At 66.4% G+C, this 25,754-nt stretch carries 27 protein-coding genes; 12 read left to right on the top strand and 15 right to left on the bottom strand.

Features of this window, described 5'->3' with window-relative positions; translation table 11 throughout:
• Window positions 1-40 precede the first annotated feature (40 nt).
• The gene (locus C450_RS03970) at window positions 41-820 is read left to right on the top strand and encodes a sugar phosphate isomerase/epimerase family protein (protein WP_005040287.1); all 780 of its coding nucleotides are present in this window, start codon (window positions 41-43) and stop codon (window positions 818-820) included.
• 367 nt (window positions 821-1,187) lie between these two features.
• Here C450_RS03970 and C450_RS03965 read toward each other — a convergent pair whose 3' ends face one another.
• Window positions 1,188-2,315 (bottom strand): pyridoxal-phosphate dependent enzyme, encoded by a 1,128-nt coding sequence (locus C450_RS03965; RefSeq protein WP_005040284.1) that lies wholly within the window; start codon window positions 2,313-2,315, stop codon window positions 1,188-1,190.
• Window positions 2,316-2,842: 527 nt separating this feature from the next.
• On the bottom strand, window positions 2,843-3,799 hold the full coding sequence (locus tag C450_RS03960) for a succinylglutamate desuccinylase/aspartoacylase family protein (protein WP_005040281.1): 957 nt from the start codon (window positions 3,797-3,799) through the stop codon (window positions 2,843-2,845).
• A gap of 89 nt (window positions 3,800-3,888) precedes the next feature.
• Between C450_RS03960 and C450_RS03955 the strand changes: the two genes are divergently transcribed.
• Both C450_RS03955 and C450_RS03950 read left to right on the top strand, forming a co-directional pair.
• The gene (locus tag C450_RS03955) at window positions 3,889-4,164 is read left to right on the top strand and encodes a DUF7536 family protein (protein ID WP_005040278.1); all 276 of its coding nucleotides are present in this window, start codon (window positions 3,889-3,891) and stop codon (window positions 4,162-4,164) included.
• Between the two features lie 119 nt (window positions 4,165-4,283).
• Window positions 4,284-4,481: a hypothetical protein gene (locus C450_RS03950; RefSeq protein ID WP_241430249.1), complete on the top strand. Its 198-nt coding sequence runs from the start codon at window positions 4,284-4,286 to the stop codon at window positions 4,479-4,481.
• Here the strand turns inward: C450_RS03950 and C450_RS03945 are convergent, their stop codons facing one another.
• Complete coding sequence (locus tag C450_RS03945) at window positions 4,482-5,726, bottom strand: potassium channel family protein (protein WP_005040272.1); 1,245 nt, start codon at window positions 5,724-5,726, stop codon at window positions 4,482-4,484.
• A gap of 604 nt (window positions 5,727-6,330) precedes the next feature.
• Window positions 6,331-7,014 carry a TOBE domain-containing protein gene (locus C450_RS03940; protein WP_005040269.1) on the bottom strand — a complete coding sequence of 228 codons (684 nt, stop codon included), beginning with the start codon at window positions 7,012-7,014 and terminating at the stop codon, window positions 6,331-6,333.
• A 58-nt stretch (window positions 7,015-7,072) separates the two neighbouring features.
• Between C450_RS03940 and C450_RS03935 the strand changes: the two genes are divergently transcribed.
• The 3 genes from C450_RS03935 to C450_RS03925 are packed head-to-tail and all read left to right on the top strand — an operon-like array spanning window position 7,073 to window position 10,026.
• The gene (locus C450_RS03935; RefSeq protein WP_241430248.1) at window positions 7,073-8,155 is read left to right on the top strand and encodes an extracellular solute-binding protein; all 1,083 of its coding nucleotides are present in this window, start codon (window positions 7,073-7,075) and stop codon (window positions 8,153-8,155) included.
• Between the two features lies 1 nt (window position 8,156).
• Window positions 8,157-8,966, top strand: coding sequence for a molybdate ABC transporter permease subunit (locus C450_RS03930; protein ID WP_005040265.1), 810 nt, complete (start codon window positions 8,157-8,159; stop codon window positions 8,964-8,966).
• A gap of 1 nt (window position 8,967) precedes the next feature.
• Window positions 8,968-10,026 (top strand): ABC transporter ATP-binding protein, encoded by a 1,059-nt coding sequence (locus C450_RS03925; RefSeq protein ID WP_005040263.1) that lies wholly within the window; start codon window positions 8,968-8,970, stop codon window positions 10,024-10,026.
• 91 nt (window positions 10,027-10,117) lie between these two features.
• Here the strand turns inward: C450_RS03925 and C450_RS03920 are convergent, their stop codons facing one another.
• A complete protein-coding gene (locus C450_RS03920) occupies window positions 10,118-11,380 on the bottom strand; it encodes a glycoside hydrolase family 26 protein (RefSeq protein ID WP_005040261.1) in 1,263 nt (420 codons plus the stop codon).
• Between the two features lie 307 nt (window positions 11,381-11,687).
• The gene (locus C450_RS03910) at window positions 11,688-12,944 is read right to left on the bottom strand and encodes a hypothetical protein (RefSeq protein WP_005040256.1); all 1,257 of its coding nucleotides are present in this window, start codon (window positions 12,942-12,944) and stop codon (window positions 11,688-11,690) included.
• Between the two features lie 294 nt (window positions 12,945-13,238).
• On the opposite strand from C450_RS03910, the gene ltaE reads away from it, so the two are divergent.
• Window positions 13,239-14,249 (top strand): low-specificity L-threonine aldolase, encoded by a 1,011-nt coding sequence (gene ltaE, locus C450_RS03905; RefSeq protein WP_005040254.1) that lies wholly within the window; start codon window positions 13,239-13,241, stop codon window positions 14,247-14,249.
• A 33-nt stretch (window positions 14,250-14,282) separates the two neighbouring features.
• On the opposite strand, the gene C450_RS23155 is transcribed toward ltaE, so the two are convergent.
• The 5 genes from C450_RS23155 to C450_RS03885 are packed head-to-tail and all read right to left on the bottom strand — an operon-like array spanning window position 14,283 to window position 16,812.
• On the bottom strand, window positions 14,283-14,414 hold the full coding sequence (locus C450_RS23155; protein ID WP_273836615.1) for a DUF7859 family protein: 132 nt from the start codon (window positions 14,412-14,414) through the stop codon (window positions 14,283-14,285).
• Window positions 14,415-14,470: 56 nt separating this feature from the next.
• Window positions 14,471-14,983 carry a metallophosphoesterase gene (locus tag C450_RS03900; RefSeq protein WP_005040252.1) on the bottom strand — a complete coding sequence of 171 codons (513 nt, stop codon included), beginning with the start codon at window positions 14,981-14,983 and terminating at the stop codon, window positions 14,471-14,473.
• Between the two features lie 39 nt (window positions 14,984-15,022).
• Complete coding sequence (locus tag C450_RS03895) at window positions 15,023-15,397, bottom strand: hypothetical protein (RefSeq protein ID WP_005040249.1); 375 nt, start codon at window positions 15,395-15,397, stop codon at window positions 15,023-15,025.
• Window positions 15,398-15,442: 45 nt separating this feature from the next.
• Window positions 15,443-16,384 carry a hypothetical protein gene (locus C450_RS03890; protein WP_005040246.1) on the bottom strand — a complete coding sequence of 314 codons (942 nt, stop codon included), beginning with the start codon at window positions 16,382-16,384 and terminating at the stop codon, window positions 15,443-15,445.
• 35 nt (window positions 16,385-16,419) lie between these two features.
• Entirely contained in the window at window positions 16,420-16,812 is a 393-nt protein-coding gene (locus C450_RS03885; RefSeq protein WP_005040245.1) for a hypothetical protein, read from the bottom strand.
• 162 nt (window positions 16,813-16,974) lie between these two features.
• Here C450_RS03885 and C450_RS03880 point away from each other — a divergent pair, with 162 nt between their 5' ends.
• The 4 genes from C450_RS03880 (at window position 16,975) to C450_RS03865 (ending at window position 20,420) form a co-directional block, all read left to right on the top strand.
• On the top strand, window positions 16,975-18,090 hold the full coding sequence (locus tag C450_RS03880) for a tRNA (guanine(26)-N(2))-dimethyltransferase (RefSeq protein ID WP_049909821.1): 1,116 nt from the start codon (window positions 16,975-16,977) through the stop codon (window positions 18,088-18,090).
• 134 nt (window positions 18,091-18,224) lie between these two features.
• On the top strand, window positions 18,225-19,019 hold the full coding sequence (locus C450_RS03875) for a YihY/virulence factor BrkB family protein (protein ID WP_049909820.1): 795 nt from the start codon (window positions 18,225-18,227) through the stop codon (window positions 19,017-19,019).
• A 97-nt stretch (window positions 19,020-19,116) separates the two neighbouring features.
• Window positions 19,117-19,977, top strand: coding sequence for a YihY/virulence factor BrkB family protein (locus tag C450_RS03870; protein ID WP_005040238.1), 861 nt, complete (start codon window positions 19,117-19,119; stop codon window positions 19,975-19,977).
• A complete protein-coding gene (locus tag C450_RS03865; RefSeq protein ID WP_005040235.1) occupies window positions 19,974-20,420 on the top strand; it encodes a hypothetical protein in 447 nt (148 codons plus the stop codon). Before C450_RS03870 ends, C450_RS03865 begins: the two co-directional genes overlap by 4 nt.
• A gap of 49 nt (window positions 20,421-20,469) precedes the next feature.
• On the opposite strand, the gene glnA is transcribed toward C450_RS03865, so the two are convergent.
• Window positions 20,470-21,840 (bottom strand): type I glutamate--ammonia ligase, encoded by a 1,371-nt coding sequence (glnA, locus tag C450_RS03860; protein WP_005040233.1) that lies wholly within the window; start codon window positions 21,838-21,840, stop codon window positions 20,470-20,472.
• A 126-nt stretch (window positions 21,841-21,966) separates the two neighbouring features.
• Between glnA and lrp the strand changes: the two genes are divergently transcribed.
• Window positions 21,967-22,425: an HTH-type transcriptional regulator Lrp gene (gene lrp / locus C450_RS03855; RefSeq protein ID WP_005040231.1), complete on the top strand. Its 459-nt coding sequence runs from the start codon at window positions 21,967-21,969 to the stop codon at window positions 22,423-22,425.
• On the opposite strand, the gene C450_RS03850 is transcribed toward lrp, so the two are convergent.
• From C450_RS03850 to C450_RS03840, 3 genes are all read right to left on the bottom strand, one after another.
• Window positions 22,422-22,766 carry a hypothetical protein gene (locus C450_RS03850; protein ID WP_005040229.1) on the bottom strand — a complete coding sequence of 115 codons (345 nt, stop codon included), beginning with the start codon at window positions 22,764-22,766 and terminating at the stop codon, window positions 22,422-22,424. The genes lrp and C450_RS03850 overlap by 4 nt on opposite strands.
• Window positions 22,767-22,901: 135 nt before the next feature.
• Window positions 22,902-24,587 (bottom strand): thermosome subunit alpha, encoded by a 1,686-nt coding sequence (gene thsA, locus C450_RS03845; RefSeq protein ID WP_005040227.1) that lies wholly within the window; start codon window positions 24,585-24,587, stop codon window positions 22,902-22,904.
• A 141-nt stretch (window positions 24,588-24,728) separates the two neighbouring features.
• Window positions 24,729-25,697: a DUF5787 family protein gene (locus C450_RS03840; protein ID WP_049909819.1), complete on the bottom strand. Its 969-nt coding sequence runs from the start codon at window positions 25,695-25,697 to the stop codon at window positions 24,729-24,731.
• Between the last annotated feature and the right edge of the window lie 57 nt (window positions 25,698-25,754).

The raw sequence follows: 25,754 nt of genomic DNA, 5'->3' as shown, positions 1-25,754 counted from the left end.
CCCCGGGAGTGGTTAAGAAGGAGCGTCACGTAGGCGCGGTATGAACGCGATCCGCCGGGGGTTCGTCACTCAGCTCGGGATGGAGTATGAAAAAGCGTTCGAGCATGCCGACGCGCTCGGGCTCGACTATGTGGAACTGATGATGGACGGTGCGCACGAGCGCAGTGCGCTCGCCGACGAGGCCGATCGAGTGCGCGCGCTCGCGGACGAACGGGGGCTCGATCTCGCGGTACATCTCCCCTTCCGGCTCGACATCGCCTCGCCGTTTCAGCACGTCCGCGAGGGCGCGCTCCGCGAACTCCTCGCGGCGATCGAGACCGCCATCGAATGCGGGGCGGAGAAAGGTGTCGTTCACGCGAGCACCGACGCGTGGCCGCCGGCGTGGGAGCACGACCTCCTCCACGAAAACCTCCTTTCGTCGATCCACGACCTCGACACGTTCGGTCGCGACCGCGACTTCGAACTCTGCGTCGAGAACGTCGCCGGCGAGTTCTTTCCCGCCGAGCGGTTCCCGCGACTGTTCGAGGCAACCGACGCGAGCATGACCCTCGACACCGGCCACGCGCGGATGAACGGAATGGACGCAACGGCAATGGCCGACTTTCTCGACGAACACGGCGATCGGGTTGGCCACCTCCATCTGAACGACACTCGCATGCCGAAGGACGAACATCTCCCGTTCGGCGCGGGCACCATCGATTTCGACCGGGTGTTCGAGCCACTCCGGAACGGCTGGACCGGCACGCTCTCGCTCGAAGTGTTCACCAACGACTGGGGCTATATCGAAACCAGCGTCGATCGGCTCGACGAGCTGCTGTGAGCCGTCTCCAAACAACAGCCGCTCTCTGGGTCCGCACAGGATCACCCTTTTTGAGAACGGTCGTCACTACTCCACATGGGACGCGCGCTGTCGCTGAGACGAACACTGGGACTACTGCTTTTGCTGTCTCTACTCGTCCCCACCAACTGGCTGCCGGCATTGGTTCGAAATCTACTCTTGTTGGTGTATCTCGCAGGCATCGGTTATCTGCTCTTCTGGCTGGTGTCGGGGTTAATTCGGGCTCCACAAGCATACCACTCCGGGAAAGACGAAGCTCGCGTCCCAAGGAACGAAACCGGCGATCAGAGCAGATAGCGCCGTTCGGACCGGGGATGTATCGTATTCCACTCCGAATCACGAGCCCCAGTCACGCGTTCGATCCCGCCCCCGTCAGCGGAACGACCACGTGATCGGTGTCGTCCACGACTCCGCGCTCGCGGTACTCGTGGAGCGCGGCCGGCGCGACCGCACACGTCGGCTCGACATCGAAGCCCGCTCGGCCGAGCCGCTCGTGTTCCTCACGGGTGGTCTCGGCGTCGATCGCGATGGCGTCGCCATCGGTGGCCTGGATCGACTCGCAGATCGCCTCGATCCGGACAGGGTCGCGGATCTGGATGCCGTCGGCGAGATCGTTCGGGTCGTCGGGGTCGGTGTGGCCGTCGAGTCTGTCGACGATGGGTGCGTAGCCGGCGGCCTGGGCGCCGAGCAGTCGCGGCATCTCGTCCGTCCAGCCGGCCTCGTGAAGCGCGCGAAAGCCCCGGTACGCCCCCAGAAAGAGGGTACCGTGGCCGAGCGGGGAGACGATCGCGTCCGGCACCTGCCAGTCGCACTGGGCGGCGAGTTCGAGCGCGAACGTCGCGGTGCCGGCGAAGAAGGCAGGGTTCCACGCATGGCTCGCGTACCAGCCCGCATCGTTCTCGACGTTCTCGATCGCGGCCGTTGTGACGGCCGCTCTGGTGCCCTCCACTCGCACGACGTCGGCCCCCGTGCGCTCGATCGCTCGGAGCTTCGCGGCCTTCGCGTCGGCCGGTACGTAGATCTCGCTGTCGAGGCCCGCGCGGGCAGCGTAGGTCGCGATCGCGGTTCCGGCGTTGCCCGAAGAGTCCTCGATCACGCGGTCGGCCCCGCACTCGATCGCGCGCGCGATCGTCGTCGCCGCGCCGCGATCCTTGAAGCTCCCCGTCGGCGAGACGTATTCGAGTTTGAAGGTCGCGTTCCACTCGGGCGCATCGCCGGCCGATGGCCGGCTTTCCGCGGGAAGGCGTCCCTCGCTATCGACGATCGGCGTCCAGCCCGCGCCGAGATCGGCCGCCCGTTCGATCGGGAGGAAGTCCGCGAACGCCCAGAGTCCGTCGCGGGTGTCGAGATCGGCGAACGCGGGCGCGGGGCCGTCCGGCAGTGGCTGGGTGGCGAAATCGAGCGGGTGATCGCACTCGCAGCGCCAGTGGTCGGCGTAGCTGTTTCCGCAGACAGGACAGCGGAGGTCGGTGGGCATGGTTGATGAACTGGGCGCGGTGAACCAGTAGGTGGCGGTTGCGAGGCGGTGCGGCGCGGACCTGGCGTCTCGACGAGCAAAGCGAGTTCGTTCGAAAGACGCTTCGCGTCTTTCGTGATCTTCAAAAGAGCCGTTGGCTCTTTTGGACCTCGTGGCAGCTTCGCTCCCGCTTAGTGACGAAAATCTCTGATTTTCGAACCACGAGGCTCAGGAGAGCTTTGCTCTCCTGGTGGATCGAGGGCGAAGGAGCGAAGCGACTGAGGGCTTGGGCGGTGCTGTGCGGTTTGCGGAAAGTGCCAGCGACCCCACCGCGAGCGAACGGAGTGAGCGAGCGGGTGTTTTTAGTCCACCGGAAGACTCGCTTCGCTCACGGCTCGTTCCTCGCCGTTCGCATTGAGGCGCTCCCGTCGGTCGCGCCTCTCACCGCTCGTCTTCCGAGCTCTGCCTCACTTCGCTCGGCAGAACAGGTTTTTACAAGCGGGGGTCAAGCGAGCGTAGCGAGCGCGACCCCCGCAGTAAAAAAGTGGCTAGAAGCGATCGATATCGGTCCCGACCGAGCAGACGTACTCGCCGGTGGCGACCTGTGGGAGTCGGCGGGTCCGCCAGAACACGCCGTCGACGTCGGCGGTGGTCTCGGCTTGCACCGTGCCGAACGCATCGGTGACGTGGAAGAGCCGGTCGCCCTGTTCGACGTGCTCGCCGAGATCGGGTGCGAAATCGACGAGGCCGCCGGCGGGCGCGCCGTACTGCTCGAACCCGGTCGCACGGACCTGATCGCCGGGATCGACGTCGCCATCGAGGAACCCGTACGCGGTGAGCACGTTGAAGATCCCTTCAACGCCGATCGCGACGCTCTCTTCGTCGAGCCCGACCGCACCGCCGAGCTCGGGATCGATCGTCGGAACGCCCTCATCGGGGGCGGCGCGGGCGAGCTGGCCGTCGGGGCCCTTCTGGTCCAAGATGTGGCCGCAATCGAATGTTTTGGCGAGTTCGAGACACTCGCTGTGGAGGTGGTGGCGCGGGCCACACCGCACGCGGGTCTCGTGGATCATCCGACTCGTCGAGCCCTGGTGGAGATCGAGCACGAGATCCGCGCCGGTGGCGGCCTCGAAGGCGGCGGCGGCGATGCGTTCGGAGGAGGAGCCGTGCTCGTCGCCCGGAAAGGCCCGATTGAGCTTGGTATCGTCGATCGGGTTGCGGTGTTCGGCCACCTGGAAGGCGTGGAGGTTGACGATCCCGACGACCAGAACCGTTCCAGCGAGGTCGTCAGGATCGAGCTGTGGAACCAGCGAGCGCACGACGCCGACGCCGTTGAGTTCGTCGCCGTCGCTCGCGGCCTGGATGTAGAGGGTGTCGCCGTCGGCTGCGCCGTTGACGACACAGACCGGCAGTCCCAGCGGGCTCCCATCGCGGGTCTCGCCGACCGACAGCCGCCCGGTGTCGATCTCACCGGGAGCCGCGCTCGCGGTTCCGAGGCTCGTCATCGTTCGATGACGGCCGCCGAACGTTCTTGAGGCGTTCGATATCCGCGCCGAATCAACGGGGATTTGGGCCCGCCGCTGGGAGGAAGAACGTGTCGAACGACGCTCCGGAACGCCCGCCGACCGCGGAGTTCGCCGCGGCGCTGTCGGTCCCGCGCAACGCGAAGATCGGGCTCGCGGCCGGCGTCGCGGTCGCGGTCCTCGCCTACGCCTATCGCGTGCTCGAACTCGCGGGGCCAGCGGCCGACACGCGCGGCTCGCCGCTGCTCTTTGTCGTCCTCGCCGTGACGCTCGCGTTCGGCAGCGCGGCGCTCGTGACGGTGACCCTGACGCTGATATCCGCCTACCGACTCGCCCGCGAGCAATAGCCGACCATGACGGAGCGAAACGGCCGACGCCTGCGTGCGCTCGGTGCGTCGTCCTCGCAGTAGTCAGCGAAATCGTCATGTGTCGGTTTCTTTTCAATCCGTGGAGCGAACGCCGGAGCATGCCGGAACCGATACTGTTCGGGCTACTAGCCGTCGGTCTGCTCGGCGGCAGTCTCGTTCACGCTCTCGTCGACTGGCGATCGTCGCTTCCGTTCGTCGGTGACTCAGGTAGAAACGACGGAGACGATGCGGACGACGACGATCACGATGCAGACGACCGAGACGATCCGGATGAAGACGACGAGGATCGGGACTGATTACGACATCGCGCCGGCGAGCGTCCGGAGTCGTTCGGCCGCCGTCTGCGGCCCCTTCGCGAGCAGCACGTCGCCGGCGGCGAGTTCGGTGTCCGGCCCGGGCGAAACGATCCAGTCGTCCCGCACTTCGGTCACCGACTCGTCGGTCACTGATTCGACAGTAACGGCCTCATGGGTCGTCCGCCGGACCGCGATCACGCCCATGCCGGTCTCGGTCCGAACCATCCGGCCGCCGAGTGTCGCGCCGTCGAGATCGCTGTCGGGCGCGACGGTCAGCCGGACGATGACCTCGTCGGACTCCTTGACGGCCTCCGCGATCACCGGATGCGAGCCGAGCCCCCGAAGCACGCCCTCGCTGATCTCGACCGCTGCGTCCGAGATGACCTCAGTGCTCCTGGCGAGGTGGACGAGCCCACGGAGCGACACCGGATCGTCGACCTTCGCGGCCGCTTGCAGCGTCCACGCCTCGAAGCGCGATTGGAGTTGGTCGACCTCGGCCTCCAAACTCACCACCTCGCGCGCGAGGTCCTCGCTGTCGAACAGCACCGCGCCGTAGGCGAGATCGACACCGAGCTCGCTCATGTTTTTCATCAACACCACCGAATCCATCGCGCGATCGAGGTCGGCGATACTGGGCTCGGGGGCGTCCGGCGGCGCGTAATGCTCGCCGGTGGTGCTCCGATAGACGCCCGCGATCCCCTCTTCGGGACCGCGGAAGAACACGGCGTCGTCCGGGCGGAGGTGCGTCTCGCGGTCGGGGTTCATCAGCCACTCGCCCGCACGCCGGATCGCGATCGCGCGCACGCCGGTCTCGCTTTCGAGATCGATCTCGCCGAGGGCTGCGTCGGCGAAGCGCGCGTCGGGGGCGACGCGGGCGCGAACCAGCGTCTCGACCGCTGCGGGGAGCGCGGCGCGTATCGCGGGCGGCAGTCCGATGTCCTCGACGACGACCTTCGCGATGTCGCCGGTCGCGTCGCTGATCTTCTCGGTCGCCCCCACGATCCCGAGCACCGGTGCGAGCGCCTCCGCATCGTCGGTGCTCCGGGCGGCCATCAGCAGGCTCATCCGGGTCCGGAGCTGGAGCACGTCCATCTCGGCTTCGAGGTCGAGGACGGCCTCCGCGACCGCATCGCTCCGCAGCAGGACGGCGGAGTACGAGAGGTCGATCATCAGCTCTGCGATGTCTTTCATCTCCGCGAGGAGCTGTTTGACGCTCCGCGGCTCGTACCCGACCGCCCGTGTCATGTCGTGAGGTTCGTCCAGGCCGACAAAAGGGTTCGTGCGTCGCGGCCGATCGTGTCGTCGTTCTCCAGTCAGGGAAACGCTCGACTCTCGCTGGAATTTCAATATAGTGCTCTATGATTTATTGGGTGTTTCCATCGCTCGATCCAAGAGTTTGGTGAGATCAGACAGACACTTTTCACGCAGCGAAGGAAGCGAGTAGCTCTGTCAGAGTTCAGTGGTTACCGTGGCCAGCAGTTGCTCTGAACAATGTGCATACCCAGCGGTCGCTGGACATCGGATCGAGGTGACTGTCTTATCGCACAGTCAGACGGACACCACCCAAACCGGATCAGTGCCAGCCGTACGTTCGCTGGCAGGACCCTCGTCGTAAAACTAGTGGGCGATCTTCGATGAGTAGTGGCGTTCACGGGCCGACTCACCGAAATCAGTCCTGATGGTATCAAGCCGCGAGATCACGCTATCCACACAGTAATAAATTTCATACCACGATATCAATACCATCGGTGATCCACGGATCGGCAGTTGATCAGAGAGGTTGATACCGGCGAAGACGGTCGGAAAAGGCGGCTCCGGTCTGGTTCGAGAAGAGCAGTTATCCCGCAGGTCACTCGACGGCCGTCGCGCGGGTCGCCGTCGCCTTGAACGACGCGACGACCGAATCGCCGGCCACGAGGTCGAGCGCCGCGAGCGCGTCGTGGGTCACGAGCACGGCCAGCGGCTCCGTAGCCCCGATATCGACACCGGTGCGGACGATCGTCTCGCCACGATCGAGATCGACCACGGTACCACGGAATCGATTGCGGGCGCTCATCTCACCCGTCTCCGGGATGTCGTCCGGCGCGTGGAGCGTGACGGCGTCGGCCCGCAGCGTCACCTGAACTCGCTCTGTGGCCTCGGGAGCCAGCGCGCGCACCGTCCCGGCAGCCGTCTCGACGGTCGCCAGCTCGCCGTCACGGTCGATGACCTGACCTCGGAGAACAGTCTCCTCGACGGTAGCAGTGCCGGTGTACGCCGTTTGGAGGCGGTCGAAGCGTGCGAGCAGGTCGTGTGCAGCGTCGGTGAGTTCGCTGCCGCCCCCGCCGACCCCACCGCGCTGGCGCTCGACGAGCGCGCCGAACTCGTCTTCGAGGACCGTGATTCGCTTGTGAGCGCGTGAGAACGACCGTCCGAGAGCGTCGGCGGCCGCGTTGAGCGACCGGTGTTCGTCGACGGCGCGCAACAGCGCCGCATCCGCCGCCTCGAACGACGCGCCGTCGGTCTGTAAGCGTGCCTCGAACCCCGCGTCCATACCCCGCTCTCGTGATCCGCGAGCAAGAGCTTTATGTCCGGATTGCGATAACGGAGTTGTGTCCGCGCCGGAACAACGCTTGCAGGGATGTTCGCGGCGAGCGTTCCTCGGGAGCGTCGGAGCGATGGGAGTCGCGGGAGCGGCCGGCTGTGTCGGGAGCGGCCGCGAGAGCGGTGGTGGCACGTCCGCATCGATCGCGATCCTCTCGGCGGGGAGCCTGCAGAACGCACTGACGAACGGGCTCGAACCCGCAGTCGACGTGCCAGTGACGATCGAGGCACACGGGTCGGCGACCGTCGCCCGCATGATCGCCGAAGGCAAACGCGACCCCGACATCGTGAGCGTCGCCGACGTGGCGCTGTTCGAGCAGCCGCTCTCTCCGGCGTGGCACTCGGTGTTCACGAGCAACGCCGTCGTGCTCGCGTACAATCCGGACACAGAGGGCGGCCAACGCCTCGCCGACGCCGGGAAGAAGCGGTGGTACGAACCGCTGGCGAACGGTGCGGTCGACATCGGTCGTACCGATCCGAAACAGGACCCGCTCGGCTACCGGGCACTATTTATGCTCGAACTCGCCTCACGGTACTACGACGACGCGTCGAACCTCGAGGAAAGAGTGCTGGAGAACGACCAGATCTATCCCGAGACCGCGCTGATCAGCCAGTTCGAGACCGGCTCGATCGACGCCGCGATCGCCTACCGCAGCATGGCCGTCGAGCGCGGGTACGAGTACATCGACCTCCCCGACGAGATCGACCTCAGCAACCCGCAGTACGACGAGGAGTGGTACGCGACGGTTTCGTACAGCCTTCCGAACGGACGGGAGATCCAGGGTGGCCCCATCAGCTACGGATCGACCATCCGCAGGATGAGCGACGCTGCCCTAGAGGTGTTCGACGTTCACACGACCGGCAGCTATCTCGACGAGCACGGATTCGTCCAGCGCGAGCAGTTCCCGACCTTCGAGGGAGCGGTCCCCGAGCGCGTCATGGAGGCGGTCGGTCGGGCGAGCGGAGCCAACACAAGCGCGAAGCAGCCCGACAGCCGATCGAATGCGGCTCGGTCGGCGAATCAGTCACGGCAGCGCACAGCACCGATAGAACAGTCCTCGGCGGTGTCGGATATCACGGTCTTGCTCTGAGATGGCGACGCGCTCGACGGAGTCAGAGACGGCAACGCCGACGATCGATTGGCTCACCGTCGCGCTGGTGCTCGGCGGCGTCCTCTGTCTCTACTACCTCGCGCCGCTGGTGTCGCTGTTTCTCTCGGTTCCCATCGGAGAGGTCATCGGTCGGATGGGCGACCCGACGGTGGTGAACGCGGCGACCACCTCGCTGCTGTCGGCCTCGATCAGCGCGGTCATCGCGACGGTGTTCGGGCTGCCGCTCGCGTACTGGCTCGCCCGGAGCGAGGCGCGGTGGACGAACGCGGTGCTCGCGGCCGTGATCCTGCCGCTGGTGCTCCCACCGACGGTGAGCGGGATCGTCCTGCTGACCGTGTTCGGGCCGAGCGCGCCGATCGGCGCGGCCGCGGTCGACGCCGGGTTCCCACTCACGCGATCGCTCGCCGGAATCGTGCTCGCCCAGACGTTCGTCGCCTCGCCGTTCGTGGTGGTGACGGCGAAGGCGGCCTTCGAGAGCGTCGATCGAACCCTCGAACACGCCTCGCGCTCGCTCGGGAAGAACCGCTGGACGACCGCCCGCCGGGTGACGCTGCCGCTCGCCGCGCCAGGCATCCTCGCCGGCGTGACGCTCGCCTTTGCGCGCGCGATGGGCGAGTTCGGCGCGACCATGATGCTGGCGTACTACCCCCGGACGATGCCGGTCCAGATCTGGGTGTCGTTCGTCTCGGTCGGCCTCGATGGAGCCTATCCGGTGGCGATCATTCTCGTGGTCATCGCGGTCGCGGCGCTCGTGATTCTCAACACCATCGCGTCGAACCCCTGGGACTGAGATGCTCGCAATCGACGGATTGACGAAGTCGTACGGTGCGTTCGACCTCGGACCGATCGATCTCGCGGTCGACGAGGAGGTGCTCTCGGTGCTCGGGCCGTCGGGGTGTGGAAAAACGACGCTGCTCTCGGCGGTTGCGGGGATCACCGACCCCGACGCCGGAACGATCACGCTGAACGGCAGAGAGCTCACCGGCCGTGTGCCGGAGGATCGCGGGACGGTGCTCGTGTTTCAGGATGGAGCGCTCTTCCCGCATATGACCGCCCGAGAGAACGTCGCGTACGCCGCGGCGTCCACGGAGAACATCGACGATCTCGCCGATACGCTCGAAATCGGCGACGTGCTCGACCAGCGAGCGGCGACGCTTTCGGGAGGGGAGCGCCAGCGGGTCGCGCTCGCGCGCTCGCTCGCCGCCGACCCCGCGGCGCTGTTGCTCGACGAGCCGCTCGCCAACCTCGACGCGCCGATCAAGCGCCGGCTCCGCGACGAACTCCGGCCACTCCTGTCGTCGCTTTCGATTCCAGTCGTGTACGTCACCCACGACCAGCACGAGGCGACGGCGATCGGCGACCAGCTCGCCGTCGTGAAGGACGGCGCGATACAGCAATGCGACACGCCAAGCGAGGTGTTCGCCCGGCCCACGACGCCGTTCGTCGCGTCGTTCACCGGCAGCACCAACCTGTTCCGGGCACGGATCGCGGCGGAGAAGGGGACTCCCGCTCTCGAATGGGCTGATCACCGATTCGACGTTGTCGACCACGAGTACCCGGTCGGCGAGGCGGTCTGGTTCTGTATCCGTCCCGAGTACGTCACGGTGGTCGACGATCTCGCTGCCGACGGGCAGAACGGGCTGCGTGGAGACGTTCAACGTCGGGTGTTCGAGGGCGACGGCTACCGCATCGACGTCACGCCGGCGGGCACGGACGACGTAGTTCAGGCCACGCTGTCGCCGCCCGACTACGACCGGCTGGGCCTCGACGACCGCGAACGGGTTCGGCTATCGCTGCCGCGGGACGCGATCCACATCGTCGGCGAGTGTGACGGGATCGACGCCGGCTGAGGAGCAGGCGTCGGCAGGATCGGACATGTGTCGTCGGACGAGTGGCTCTCAGCGGGACGGAAACCGATAGAGACGGGAAGCAGTGACTCACTCAGAACGTGCCGGCGAACTCCGCGTCGGTCAGCAGCGGCGGGTAGTCGGGCAGCGCACCCAGGAAGTCGTCGCCGGAAACCGTCCGGTTGTAGGCGGCGTACGCGGCGTACTCCGTGCCCGAGACCGACGCCTGTTCGGTGCCGCGTTCGCCGCCGAACACCGCCCAGTCGGCCTCGTCGGTCCCGCTTTTGTCGACATTGAACCAGCAGGTCATCTTGATATCGTTTGCGGCGACGTACTCGTAGGCTGCCTCGATCCATTCGGCTTTTCGCGCGGGTCGATACTCGCCGTCGCCTTTCGATCCCGTGAACGAGCTCGTCGCGAACTCGGTCAGCGTCACCGGCTTGTCGGTCAGTTCGCGCAGTCGGCCGAGCATCGGGTCGAACAGTTCTTCGGGCGTGCGCCAGCGCGAATACGACTGACTCCCACCGAAGTTGAACCCATCGAGGCCGACCCAGTCGGCGTACTCGTCGCCCGGGTAGTACCGTTCCATCCGGATGCCACCGACCTCGTCGGCGTTGACCGCCCAGACCCACTGGACGTTCGTCGCGTCGAGGTCGGTCCGCCCGAACGCGTCGTAGAGCCGCCGCCACATCTCGACGTAGTCCTCCGGAGTTCCGGCTGCCGGGCTCTCGCCACCGCTCCCGTTCGCGCTGCCGGAGCCGTTCAGGGCGGGCGTGACGGTCGTGTCGATCCGGGAGGAATCGACCGCGCTCCACGGGAACCAGCTGCCGTTCATCTCGTGGGCCGGTCGGAAGTAAAACCGCCGTCCGCGCGTGCGGTCGCCGTACGGCCGGGCCCACGCTTCGAGCAGCGTCGCCCACGACGACAGGTGGTCGTCGTGTTCGCCCGCGGCGATCGCGCGCTCGACGGTCTCGCTCGTTTGCTGTTTCGCCTGTGCGAACGGCTGCCACGTGATCATGGGAACGTGGCCCGCGTTCCAGATGTCGGTCAGCGGTCCCTCGACGAACCCCTGCTTCGCGCCGTCGGGGATCAGCCCGTCGACGAACACGACCGCGACCGCGGGCGGCTGGTCGAGCCACTCCGTGTACAGCCCGAGGTTCGCGATCGCGTCCTCGCGGTTCGGCCCGCCGGGATACATCCCGGTGAGTGCCGTCCCCGCACGGGTTGCTGGTGGTTCGGGCGTCGGCGTGAGCTCCGGCGTCGGTGTTTCGGCGACCGGGTTGAGCTGTGCCGCACAGCCGCTCGTCCCGACAGCGCCGATCACCCCCACCGATCGGAGAAACGTCCGGCGATTCATCGGCTGTGGGGGAGGAGAGTGGCGTTTCGATCGCCGGGCGGCCAGTGGGCGATCGTCGGGAGCGGTATCTGGATGGCGGACATCGGTGAGTTCTGGAACGGTTGGTCGGGGACAGTTGGTCAGGGGACGATTGGACGGAGAGCGTCGGTTACCGTTCGTCTCGGTGTGGACGACGGATATACGTACTGGATTCGACAGGGGCGTGGCCCTCGGAGCCGTGATCGGGCCGCCTTCGGACCAGAACGCGGACGCGACGCATCGGATCGCGGACGCGACACGTCGGAAAGTGATCCAAAACGACGGTTCGTCAGTCGAGACGCGCGATCTGGTTGAGCGCGTAGACGATCCGGAGGATCTCGGCGGCATCGCCCTGATCGTAGACGAGTTCGTCGGTGCGGATGACGTGATCGAGGACGTCGATCGAAGCGTGTTCGGGCGCGGCCGCGATCCCCATATCGTTCTCGGCGACCCACTCCATCACCCGGAGATCGCTCTTCGAGTCACCCATCACGAGGGCAAAGGGATCGTCGAGCCCGAGCACGTCGAAGGCGGCCTCGACGCCGACCACCTTGTTGAGTTCGCGGCTCCCGATCTCGGCGGCGTCGCCCTCGTAGTAGGCGACGTCGATGCGCTCGAAGAGATCCCGGAGGTCGTCGGGCACCTCGTCTGCCGACCGGTCGGGAAGTTCGCCCTCGGCTTCGAGCACGGTCCGGATTTCGGGATCGGCATCGGCGTAGAATGCACGCGCCCACGCCGTAGCGTCGTCTTCGCTCGCATCGCACGCTTCGCTCGCCGCCCTTCCGAGCAGTCGGAGCTGGTGGACCAGCGCCCGGTCGATCACGTGGGTTGCGTCGGCCGAGCCGATCTCGAAGTTGGGTTTGAGCGTGACGTTGAACTCGTTGCCCTGGAGGTGACAGCCCCGCCGGATCTCCTCGGGCGCTTCGGAGAGCACGTCGGAACGGAGCCGGTAGAAAATGTTCTGAATGGTTTCGTCCAACTCCTCGTAGAGAAGCTGTTTGGTCTCGGGGCCGTGGCCGGGCGTGAACGCACCAGTGCCCGCCTCGTACACCACGCTGAGGTCGCCGGAGTGGAAGATCTCGCTGCCGAGACCCTGGATCAGAAACCCCTTCACGTTTTCCAAGGTCTGGCCGGTACAGATCACGATCGGCACCCCCGCTTCGTGGAATTCGGTCAAGAAGCCGAGCGTCTCGCGGGGGATCTCGTTGTCGGTGCTGCCCGCCGAGCGCAGCGTCTCGTCGACGTCGAGGACGAACGCCGACACCGGTCGACCGTGGCGCTCACAGAGATCGAGCGCGGTGAACGCCTCGTCGCGCGAGGCGTGGGCCGCGATCGTCGCGAGCGGTTCGCCCCGATCGAACGACTCCCGAATCTCGGCTTTCGACTCCGAGAGCGCGCTTTCGGCGTCCTGCCAGTGATCGAGCGCGACCCGCGAGTCCACCGGCGGAAACACGTCGACGAACGTCTGGTACGCCCGGAGCGTCCGGGTGTCGAACCGATCGTAGAGCTCGTAGAGGAGATCGTAGCGGTCGTGGGTGCGGTTCATACGAAAGGACGGCGACACGGCAGTATAAATCTCCGCCAGCGATACCGAACCGCAGTCTCCTGTGACAGCACAACGGTGTGGCGCTCAACCGGTGTTCTCGCGACGAGTTTGCTCGTCGGATGCGCTACACGGGCGCAGTCGTTCGAATACCTGATGCGAGTTCGTTGCTGGAGTGTGATGCTTGCCGGATGAGGATCGTCGAGACGATCCAGCGCGGGCAGAGCAGGGATCGGAGTCGAGGCAAACGATTCGCCCACCGACAGCGTATTTCACCGTCGAGACGCTACGGGCGGCATGATCGATCTCCGGAGCGACACCGTCACCCGTCCCAGCGACGAAATGCGCGTGGCCGCAAGCGAAGCCGACGTCGGCGACGACGTCTACCGCGAGGACCCGACCGTAAACGAACTCGAAGCCGAGGCCGCGGCGGCGGTCGGGATGGAGGCTGCCCTCTACGTGCCGACCGGGACGATGGGCAATCAGGTCGCGGCGCGCACCCACACCGACCGGGGCGAGGAACTGCTCTGCGAGCGTGAGAGCCACGTCTACAAGTGGGAGGTCGGCGGGCTCGCCCAGCTCTCGGGGCTCCAGCCCCGTACCGTCGACGGCGGGTCACGCGGGACGATCACGCCAAGCGACATCCACGAGGGGTACGTCGAGGAGGACACCCACCGGCCCGGGACAGGGCTGCTCTGTCTCGAAAACACCCACAACAGCAAGGGCGGCGTCGCGATCGCCCCCGAGGAGATCGACGCCGCGGCCGACGCGGCCCACGAGCTCGACATCCCCGTTCACGTCGACGGCGCGCGGGTGTTCAACGCCGCAGTCGCCCACGACGTGGACGCGAGCCGGGTCGTTCGGGAAGTGGATTCGGTGATGTTCTGTCTCTCGAAGGGGCTCGGCGCACCCGTCGGCTCGATGCTCGCGGGGAGCGAAGCGTTCATCGAGCGCGCCCGCCGTCACCGGAAGCTGTTCGGCGGCGGGATGCGTCAGGCGGGGATCATCGCTGCGCCCGGCCTCGAAGCCCTCTCGAACGTCGACCGTCTGGCCGAGGATCACGAAAACGCCGCAGTGCTCGCCGAGGGGCTCGACGATATCGATGGGCTCGCTGTCCAGTCGCCCGAAACCAACATCGTCCTCGTCGAGACCGAGCCGACCGCCGAGGAGTTCCTCGAACGGGTCGCCGACGAAGGAGTGCAGGGAACGGCGTTCGGCGAGCACGTCGTCCGGTTTTGTACTCACCTCGACATCGACCGATCGGACGTCGAGCGCGCCGTCGAGGACGTTCGTCGGGCGATGACCTGAGAAGGCGTTCGGTGGCAGCGTTCGTCGCGTCGGCTACCGCCGGCCGCGTCTGCTACCTTCACGGAACGCGGTCGCAGTGCGTCGGAGCAACAGATAGGCGGCGAAGACGACGAGCAGGATGGCCGCGAGAAGCCCGAGGAGCACCGGGTCGATGCCAAAGACCATGTGAGACGATACCGACGCCGGCCTAAAGCCGTTTCGGGCGGTTGGGGCGGATCGGGCTACGTCGAGACCCGGAACTCCTCGAAGACGGTCCCGTCGGGATCGCGGAGTCGACCGTCGAAGCGGGATTCGGCGTCGTGCGCGAGTTCGGCGTAGCCGGGACGGTTCCATCGCGGATCGGCGTGGCTCCCCGGATTGAGGAGCGTGCATTCGCCCGTGTCGACGATCCTGGGTCGATGTGAGTGGCCCGAGATCACGAGGTCGGCCCGTTCCTCGCGGCCGAACAGGCTCAGCCCCGTTTCGTCGCGGTCGTCACCGTGGGTGAGCGCGATCCGAACGCCCTCGTGTTCGACGACGCACTCTGTGGGCAGGCGGTCACGGACCGCCGGCGTGGCGTTGTTGCCGTGGACGGCGACGAACTCCCGACATTCGGTCTCGAACGCGTCGAGAACGGCTTCGGTGGTGAGATCACCGGCGTGAACCACGAGATCGGCCGCACGGACGGCTTCGAGAAGGTGGTCGGCGAGGCGGTGGGTGTCCGTTCCGTGGGTGTCGGCGAGGGCGACGATCACGACCGAAGCTACGCGTCGGAGAGCAAAAATCGTCCGCAATCAGAGGAATTCGCGAACCTCGGCGTACCACATGTCGTGGTGGTCGAGCGCGTCGATTCGGCGGGCGATCGCGACCGCGAGGGCGTGCCAGCACGCCTGATCGGGGTCGTCCGGATCGAGATTGTACGCCGAATCCTTGCAGGTGCAGCCGCCGTCCTCGACGACGTACTCCTCGGTGTGACCCACGACAACGGTAAAATCACGGTACTGCTTCACGCGGCGCTCGGCGACCGCCTCGATCGCGCGCACGCCTCGGTCGCCGTGGGCGCGGATGATGCGCTCGGTCACGTCCGAGTCGAGTTCGCCCGTCTCGGCGAGCGCCGCTCGCCACTCCTCGGTCGCCGTCACGGCCGTCCGTTCGGGTGGATCGGTCAAAACACGTTCGATGGTCGGGCGGCAGTGGTGTCCCAGTCGAGCGATTCAGAGACGCTCTTCGGGTGGGACGAACGGCCCGACCGAAACCGTGTAGCGAGCCACCGAGGCGGCCCGGAGGATGTAGCTGAGGAGGATCGCGAGCGGGATGAACACGACCGCGACGCCGAGGCTGACGACGACGGGCAACAGCGGCTGTGCGACCGTCGTCGTCGGAGTCGTCGTGTAGATCGTGGTCACGAAGAAGGTCCCCAGCAGGACGGGAACGCCGAAGTACGCCAACAGTCGCGAGAGCTGGGCGAGGTCCTGCTGGATCGCGATCGTCTTGAAGAACTGGCGTGCCACCGCGACCGACTTGACGAGTTCGAGGATCGCTTCGAGCTCGTCCCGTGCAGGGTCGGGGAGCTCTCCGTCGTATTTCCGGAGCAGGCGATCGGTCGCGGTCAGGTTCTGGGCGTAAGCGGGACCCAACAGCGTCGAAACGATTTCGAGGGTGTCCTCTGTTCCTTCGACGTCCTCGACACGGTCGGCGTACGCGCGGATGTCGGCGAGATACTCGTCGATCTCCTCGCGTGACTCGCCATCGAACTCCTCACATTCGTCCTCGAACGCGCTGGCTCGTTCGGAGATCGTCTCGCCGATGAGCACGAGGAACTCGTCGGGCTGGTTCGGGCTCGACGGAACCCCCGCGATGTCCTCGACCGTGTGCCGGAAGTCGAGCGAGCCGTCGATCCGGTCGGCCAGCCCGTCGATCGTGCCGAACACCCGCGAGAGGATCATCTGATTCACCGTGAGCGTGATCGTGATGAGCGAGAACACGCCGGAGACGATCCCGCTCGCGAACAGCGATTTGACCGCGCTCGCTGGTTCGAACGTGATGAGATCGGCGCTGACGAGCCAGAACGTCACGAGAAAGGCTCCGAGAACGAACAGACCGGAAACGAGCAGCCGATTGCCGTCGATCAGAAACCACTTCTTTGCCGTGTTCATGGATTGGCTCGGTTCGAGGGAGGAGTTTGCACCGTTCAAACCACCGACTCGCCGGTTATCGTGGCGTTTCTCGTCTCGACCGTCGTTCCGTTGACCGTGTTGGCCGCGACGATCGTTGCGGTCCCGTTGGTCGGGAGGAGAATCGTCGCGCTCGACTGGCCGCTGTCGAGGACCGCCGTATCGAACGTCTGCCCGTCGGCGATCACGTTCAGCCGAGTCACGCCCGCACTCGTCGTGGCGTTCGACGTGAAGGTGACGTTCGTCGCGACCTGGCCAGCCGCCCACGATCCCGACGTCGAGGCGCTCTCGAAGACGGCCGAGTCGGCCGTATCGAGGCTCACTCGCGGGTCGAGTGCGAGACAGCCACTGCTCGCCGAGACCACGACGACGAGCGCGGCGAGCAGTCGGAGCCGGTATCGCTCGGCCACTGCCCCCACCGACGGCGGTTCGGTTCTTAGTCTCTCTGGTGGCGTGTGCCGGTCGCGAGGCACACCGACCGAAAAGACGGGCCGACGAACGCGACCACGATCGGGTCACACCGAGTCGGCGAAGAACGGGTCGCTTTTCGCGTTCGGCGACCCAGCCCCGCCATGCAGGTTTCGGAGGGGGGCCTCTCCGTTCGCGTCCCCGAACAGCCCGACGCGGGGATCGGCGACGACGTCTTCTTCAATCCCGACCAGGAGTTGAATCGGGACCTCACCGTCGCCGTGCTCCGGACCGCCCGCGACCGCGAGGACCGCGAATCGTATCTCGACGCGCATGCCGCGACCGGCGTGCGGGGCGTGCGCGCGGCGAACGAGGACTACGACGCGACGCTGTGTGATCGGGATCCCGACGCGACCGAACTCTGCCGGACGAACCTCGATCGGAACGATCTCGACGGTACGGTCGAAACCCGGAACGCGAACGCCCTCATGCACGAGGAGCGCTTCGACGTGGTCGATCTCGACCCGTTCGGCACGCCGATCCCCTTCGTCGACGCCGCCGTCCAGAGTACGCGCCACCTCCTGTGTGTCACCGCGACCGACACCGCGCCGCTGTGTGGCGCACACAAGGAAAGCGGCATCCGGTCGTACAGCGCCGTCCCGCAGAACACCGAGTACCACGCCGAAATGGGGCTCCGCGTGCTGCTGGGAGCGCTCGTCAGAACTGCCGCGCGGTACGACGTCGCCGCCATTCCCGTCCTGAGTCACGCCACGAGTCACTACGTCCGGACGTATCTCGACTTCTCCCGGCGCGCGAGCGACGCGAACGTCGCGCTCGAATCGCTGGGGCACGTCCACCACTGCTTTTCGTGTCTCCACCGCGAATCCGAGACGGGTCTCATCGCTCGCCCGCCGGACGAATGCCCAGCCTGTGGCGGAACCGTCCGGACCGCAGGCCCGCTCTGGCTCGGTCAGCCCCACGACCGCGAGTTCATCGGGGACGTCCACGAACGGATCACCGACGAGCTGGGCACCGCCGACCGCGCCCGCGACCTCCTCGACACGCTCGATGGCGAACTCGATAGTCCGACTCACTACGACCAGCACCGGCTCTGCCGGGAGTGGGGCCGCTCGGCGCGTGCGATGGACGAGTTCCTCGATCGACTCCGCGGTGCGGGCTTTGCGGCCTCGCGCACCCACTACGGCGGGACGACGTTCAAGACCGACGCGAGCGTGGCGGAGATCGAGACCGCGACCGATCCGGACGGCGACTCGGACTGATCGGATCGGATCCGACTCGGCCGGGTCAGGTCTCGCTGTCGCTCGGGGGCGGTGCAAGGGTGAACTACTTGTCGTCGGGGACGGAATCCGGCCGCGTGGGAGTTCGCAAACGCGCGGTCCGGCGGTTCGAGGGGATGGAGCCGGTGGCGCGGACGGTCGTCGCGGTGGCCCGCGAGGAGCAGATCACGCTGCTGGCGGCGAGCCTCGCGTACTACCTGTTCCTCGCCCTGGTCCCGCTCGTGCTCTTCGCCGTGATCGCGCTCTCGCTGTTCGGCAACGGTCTCCTCTCCCAAGCGAGTACGGCGGCATCGGGGACGGTACTTCCGAGCGGGACGTCGGTACCGCGACAGCTCCTGACCCAGACCAGCGGCCGGGTCCGGGCTGCGGCGCTCGGAGCCGTCATCCTCGCGTGGAGCGGGCTTCGGATGTTCGGTGCGCTCGACGGGGCGTTCGCGGCAGTCTACGACGAGCGCGGGACGGTTTCGCTCACGGGGAAGGTGAGAGACGCGACGCTCGTGCTCGTGACGGTGACGGCCGCGGCCGCAGCGCTTGCCGGGATCAGCCTCGCGTTCGCAGTCGTCGTCGAGAACGGCTCCGTGCTCCGACTGCTGAGTCCGCTTCTCCTGTTCGCCACCCTGACCGTCGCCTTCCTCCCGATGTTCTACGTCCTCCCCGAGGTCGACGGCGTCTCGATCCGCGAGATCCTTCCCGGAACCCTGTTCGCCGCGCTCGCGTGGACGGTATCGGGCGTGGTGGTTCGGCTGTACGCCACCGCGTCGAGCAGCGTCGCTCTCTACGGTGCCGTCGGCGGTCTGTTGCTCGTACTTACCTGGCTGTACATCGGCGGTCTCGCGCTGCTGGTGGGGGCGGCGCTCAACGCGAGCCTCGCCGGACGGATCGATCCCGATACCGAGTGGCTGCCGGCGTGATAGCGCCGGGCCGCGAGCGGCGTCGCGGCCGCGACGCGGGGCTCGCGGGACGTGGGTTCCCGCCGATTATATATACGCCTCGGTCGAAAGCGCGGTCGTGAGTACCAGCGCGCGCGCGACCTCCTTCGGCCGAGCGTTCGTCGGGGAGGTACAGGAAAAAGAGATCACGTTCATCGCGGCGAGCATCGCGTACTACGCGTTCGTCTCGTTGATTCCCCTGCTGTTGCTCCTGCTCGTCACGGTGTCGGTCGCCGTCGATCAGTCGACGGCGAACGAGATCGTGAGCGGGGCGACGAGCTCGCTGCCGGCGAGCGCGCAGGAGCTCGTGGAGGGAGCCGTCAGCAACCAGGACGGCGCGGGCGGGGCGACGGCCGTTAGCCTGGTTGCGCTGCTCTGGAGCGCGCTCAAACTGTTCCGCGGACTCGACACCGCGTTCTCGCGGGTGTACGGCCGCGAATCCGGCGGAATCGCCGCGCAGGTCAAAAACGGCGTCATCACGCTGGCCGCGGTGATCCTCGGGGCGATCGTCGCGGTCGGGATCGGCGTCGCGGTGTCGTTCTGGCCGGTCGAGGCCACCGTTGCCGGCGTCTCCGCGGTCGCGGTCGTCGGGACGCTCGCGACGCTGCTCGCGCTCGTGGCCGTCTTGTTGCCGCTCTACTATTTCCTTCCCGGTGGCGACGTGACGCTCCGCGAGGCGGTGCCTGGAGCGGCGCTTGCCGCCATCGGTTTCACCGTCCTCCAGATCGTGTTCCGAGTCTACGCTGCGCGGGCCAGTGCGTTCGAAGCCTACGGCGTTCTCGGCGGAGTGTTGTTGCTGGTGACGGTGCTGTATTTCGCCGGGATGGTGCTCCTGCTGGGGGTCGTGTTGAACGCCCTCCTCGCCGGGCGGATCGCGGGCCACGAAGGGTCGAGCGGCGGTGGGCTTGCAGCGCGGCTGCGGTCGGGAGGCCAGGCATGAGCGACGAGGCAACCGACGACGTCGGCGATCCGGTCCGAGAGGAGGAGGACTTCGACGAACGGGTCGATGACGACCGGACCGAAACCGCGACCGTCGAGGACGTCGAGACGCTGCGGGCCGACGTGGTGGCGTTCGCCGACGAGGTCGAAGACCGGATCATCAAACGCGACACGCTCGAAAGCGATCTCAAAGGCTACGTCCGCAAGCGCCAACGCCGCGGCCACGCCCGGGGATGGGGCCCGTATCTCGTCCTGCTCTACGGTACTGCGATGACGATCGGCGCGTTCGCGCTTCTCAACGGTGGATGGGCGATCCTCGCGATGATCGTGGTCTGGCTCTCGACGCTCGGCCTCTACGTGGTGATGGTGGTCGTCGGCCTGATCGGCGGCGCGCTCGGCCTGCCCGGGCGGCTTCGGGACTGGGTCAGCGGACTGCGATCGTAAATCGGAAAGAAAACAGGAGTCGTCGAGCGCTGGTCGAGAGGATCGCAGCTCAGAACGTTTCGAGGTAGCGGTCTTTCTCCCACTCGCTGACCGACACCCGGTAGTCGGTGACTTCCTCGCGCTTCGCCGCGACGAACGTCTCGGCGGCGTGGTCGCCGAGCGCGTCCAGCACGACCTCGTCGGCTTCGAGCGCGTCGATCGACTCGGCCAGCGTCGTCGGCAGGGTGTCGATCCCGTACTCCGCGCGGCGCTGCTCGTCGAACTCGTAGATGTTCTCACGAACGGGATCGGGGGCGTCGAGTTCGCGTTCGATCCCGTCGATCCCGGCGGCGATCATCACTGCGAGTGCGAGATACGGGTTACAGGAGGGATCGGGCGAGCGAAGCTCGATCCGGGAGGCCGCCGGCGTGCGCGCGGCGGGTTTGCGAACCAGCGCCGAGCGATTGCGGTCCGACCACGCAACGTAGACGGGAGCCTCGTACCCCGGAACCAGGCGTTTATAGCTGTTGATCGTGGGGTTGCAGATCGCGGTGACGGCGGGCGCGTGATCGAGGATGCCCGCGACGAACTGTTTGGCGATCTCGCTCAAATCGAACTCGTCGGCCCCGTCGTGGAAGACGTTCTCACCGTCGTCGAACAGCGAAAGGTGAGTGTGCATCCCAGACCCGTTGACGCGCGCGATGGGTTTGGGCATGAACGTGGCGTGGAGGTCGTGCTGGGCCGCGATCGCCCGGACCACCGACCGAAAGGTGGCGACGTTGTCCGCGGTCGTGAGCGCGTCGTCGTAGGTGAAGTTGATCTCGTGTTGGCCCTGGGCGACCTCGTGGTGGGAGGCCTCGATCTCGAAGCCCATCTCCTCCAGCCCGTAGATGATGTCGCGGCGGACGTCGCTCGCGAGGTCCTTCGGCGCGAGATCGAAGTAGCCACCGGCGTCGTTGGTCTTCGTGGTCGCGCCGCCCTCCTCGTCGTGTTCGAACAGGAAGAACTCGGGTTCGGGCGCGGCGTTGACTTCGTAGCCCATCCCTTCGGCGCGATCGAGCACACGCTGGAGCACCCCACGTGGATCGCCGGCGAACGGTTCGCCCGTCGAGGTGTTCATCACGTCGCAGATCAGGCGTGCGCTCGCGGTGCCGTCGTCGCGGTCACGCCACGGCAGGATTGCGAACGTCGAGGGATCTGGCGTGAGCCGCATGTCGGACTCCTGGATCCGGACGAACCCCTCGATCGAGGAGCCGTCGAAGTAGATGCCCTCGGTGAACGCCTTCTCGGCCTGAGAGGCGGGGACGGAGACGTTTTTCACCGTGCCGAGGATGTCGGTAAACTGGAGCCGGAGGAAGTCGACGTTGTGCTCGTCGATGCGTTCGAGAACGCGGCGGGCGTCGGTCGAGAGATCGCCGTCAACCGGAGTTTCGTTTGTCATGCTTCGTGCCTACTCGGTGGGAGACCCGCGAATACAAAAACACTACCCTTCGTCGCAAATATTGAGTTACGGACTGGAAATGGATATTCGTAAAGTTTTACTCCCCCGAATCGGTACCGGAGTGTGATGACGTACGAAAACCTCGATACGGAACTCGTGAACGCGCTGTTGGGCGACGGTCGTGCCAGCCTTCGGAGTCTCGCCGACGATCTCGACGTCTCGGTGACGACGGTGTCGAACCACCTCGCTGATCTCGAAGACGAGGGCGTCATCCGAGGATACTCGCCGACGGTTGATTACAACGCGCTCGGCTACGACGTCACTGCCGTGATCCAGCTCAAGGTCGACGGCAGCGCGCTGCCCGACATCACCGACCGCCTCCGCGAGCACGACCAGATGATCTCGGTGTACGAGGTCACCGGCGATCACGACGTCGTCGCGATCGGGAAGTTCGAGGACACCGACGACATGAACGACGCGATCAAGACGCTGCTCGCCGACGCCGACATCCGTGAGTCGAACACCAACGTCGTGCTCAATTCGGTGAGCGAGCACGAGCAGTTCGAACTCGACGTCGAGGGTTAGAGCGCTCCGATCGCGACGCCGAGGTTCAGCCCGGTGACGACCGTTCCGAGGCCGATCAAGACGAAGAAGAACCATCGCCAGCCCGGAACGGTGCGGACGAACCGCTCGCCGGCGAGCGCGACGAGTCCCGCGAGCACTGCCGCGGCGAGTTTGACGCCGAGCGCGAGCGCCGGCGTCGAGAGCAACGCCCGAACGGTCGGGTTCGTCTCGAACTCCACCCCGACGAGCGACGCGGCCAGCAGCGTCGAGACGCCGTCACAGACCCCCCAGACGAACACCATACCGACGACCAGTGCGGCGTAGTCGGCGTCGCGTTCGGTGTCAGAGGAACGGAACTGCACGAAAAGACAGGGGGCCACACACGGAAGTGGTCACTGGCTAGTGACGACAACGCGGAGCGACGCGCAAAAATTCGGTGTCGTTCGGACGAGGCGGTGCTGGCGAGTGGTGTGAGTGGATGTGTGACCTGACCGGGCTTACATCATGCCGCCCATGCCACCCATACCGCCCATGCCGCCCATGCCACCCATACCGCCCATGCCGCCGCCGGGGCCGCCAGCGGGCGGGCCGCCGTCGTCGTCGCCGCCGGTCTGGCCGCCCTTGAGATCGCCCGCGGCGATCACGTCGTCGATTCGGAGGATCATCACGGCCGCCTCGGTGGCGGACTCGATCGCCTGGGTCTTGACGCGGAGGGGCTCGACGACGCCTTCTTCCTCCATGTCGACGACCTCACCGGTGTAGGCGTCGAGGCCGGTAGTGGTCTCGCCGCCGTCGTGTTTCGAACGGAGATCCACCAGCGAGTCGATCGGGTCGAGGCCGGCGTTCTCCGCGAGCGTGCGCGGGATGACGTCGATCGCGTCCGCAAAGGCCTCGACGGCGAGCTGCTCGCGGCCGCCCACGCTGTCGGCGTGGTCGCGCAGGCCGAGCGAGAGCTCGGTCTCGGGTGCGCCGCCGCCGGGCAGCACCTTGCCGTCTTCGAGGGTCGTCCGGACGACGCCCAGCGAGTCGTCGATGGCGCGCTCGACCTCGTCGACGACGTGCTCGGTGCCGCCGCGGAGGATGAGCGTGACCGCTTTGGCGTCCTCGACTTCCTCGACGAAGATGCGCTGGTCGCCCGCGATGTCGCGTTCGGCGACGCTTCCGGCGTAGCCGAGATCGTCCGCGGTGATGTCGTCGAGGTTCGAGACGATGCGACCGCCCGTCGCGCGGGCGAGCCGGCTCATGTCGCTGGATTTGGCCCGTCGCACAGCCAAGATACCGTTCTCGGCGAGGTAGTGCTGGGCCATGTCGTCGATGCCGTTCTGACAGAACACGACGTCAGCGCCGACCTCGGTGAGCTGGTCGACCATCTCCTGGAGCTGTTCCTCTTCCTGATCGAGGAACTGCTGGAGCTGGTCGGGGTCGGTGACGTTGACCTCGGCGTCGATCTCGGTCTCCTTGACCTCGATCGCGCTATCGAGAAGCGCGACGTCGGCGTCCTCCTTGAAGTACGGCATGTTGTCGTGGACGCGCTCCTTGTCGATGATGACGCCCTCGACCAGCTCGGACTCGTCGACGCTTCCGCCGACCGCCTTCTCGACTTTCACGTTGTCGGTGTCGACACCCTCGTCGTCGCTGACCGCGGTCACGGCGTCGACGACGATCTCCGCGAGCAGGTCGCGGGCACTCTCCGCGCCCTTGCCCGTCATCGCGGTCGCGGCGATCTGCTGGAGCGTCTCGGTGTCCTCGGCGTCGACGTCGATCGCGACGTCTTCGAGGATCGATTTGGCTTCCTCGGCGGCCTCTCGGTAGCCCTGCGCGAGCGTGGTGGCGTGGATATCCTGATCGAGGAGCTCCTCGGCCTCTTCGAGGAGTTCACCGGCCTCGACGACTGCGGTCGTGGTGCCGTCGCCGACCTCGTCCTCCTGAGTTTCTGCGACCTCGACGATCATGTTCGCCGCCGGGTGCTCGATGTCCATCTCCTTCAGGATGGTCACGCCGTCGTTCGTGACCACGACGTCGCCCGCATCGGAGACGAGCATCTTGTCCATTCCTTTCGGGCCGAGTGTGGTGCGGACGGCCTCGGCGACCGCCTGGCCCGCCGTGATGTTCATCGACTGTGCGTCCTTCCCGGACGTTCGCTGTGAGTCGTCCGAGAGCACGATAAGGGGCTGGTTGCCCATCTGCTGAGCCATAGTCACCTACCGATTGAATGGAGTTCTATATAAGTCTGTTGGAACGGTTCTGATGGATCGGCACACGCGGGTGTTTGTAGCCGCATGATAGCTGGTGACAATCGTGTATTTATATACCGAACACTGTCGTCAGCCGAACCGATCGAGTCCCGCCTGGCGACGGCGCTGCCCGTCGGGCTCGCGGACCCACGGCGATCGGCGGTCGCGTTCGCTTTCGAGGTCCACGTCCGGCGGGTCGTCGGGATCGTGGCCCGGACAGGAGATCCCACACTCGGCCGCCGGGTGGACGAATCGACCCTTCCAGCGGCAGAACGGCAGTTCGTTCGTGCCCGCGTACGCGCGAGGTTCGATCTTTTCGCACGACGGGAACTCGTAGGTTCGCCAGCCCTTCCCGTAGGCGCGCTCGGCGAGCCGACGGCGGGTACAAGCCTTTTCAGCCACGGACACCACGCGAACGTCGGTCTTCGTCGCGCCGCGGTCGAGGGGTTCGATTCCCGGTTCCGCGGGCGCGAGCGGCGTCGGCTCGCGGACGACCTCTCGGGTTTCGGTTTCGGGATCGAACCGCCAGACGCCGATCTCCTCGGGGATGCGATTCAGGTGCGCGCCGGTGACGTGAGAGGCGGTCGCGAGGATCGCCGTATCGAACAGCCCGAGGCTCGCGTCGGTCCGGAGCTGGTTTTCGAGGTCGCCCGGCGTACCCAGATCGGGCTTGTTCTCGATCCCGACGATCCGCCCGAACCAGTCCTCGGGGTAGCGCGCGACCTGGCGGACGTACTCCCGGCCGCCACGGCGCTCGGACTCGAAGAAGCCGATCTCGATCGCACGATCGGTCACGCTCCGCGCGTGGTCGGGATGGCAGTCGAAGCAGTCCTTCCAGTAGCGTGCCTCGCCAGCGCCGACGCGACTCTCGATCGCGGCGTCGGGGATGGTTTCGGGCGTGATCCGAGCGCGATCGTCGAAGCCGGGGCCCGGCTCGATGCAGGCGACGTCGATCACCCGGTTTCCACCCGTGCTCGCGCCGAGCTGACGGCTCACGATCCCGTCGAACCCGGCTTCGAGGTGGGCACACAGCGCCAGCTCGAACGCGAACTCGCGCACGTTCGGTGTTCGGGCTGCGAGCAGGAAAAGCGTCGCGCCGTCGATCACGACATTCAT

This window comes from Halococcus salifodinae DSM 8989, assembly GCF_000336935.1.
GTDB classification, from domain to species: Archaea; Halobacteriota; Halobacteria; order Halobacteriales; family Halococcaceae; genus Halococcus; species Halococcus salifodinae.
The sequence above is the reverse complement of the archived record's forward strand: the minus strand, read 5'-3'. Positions and strand labels throughout refer to the sequence as shown.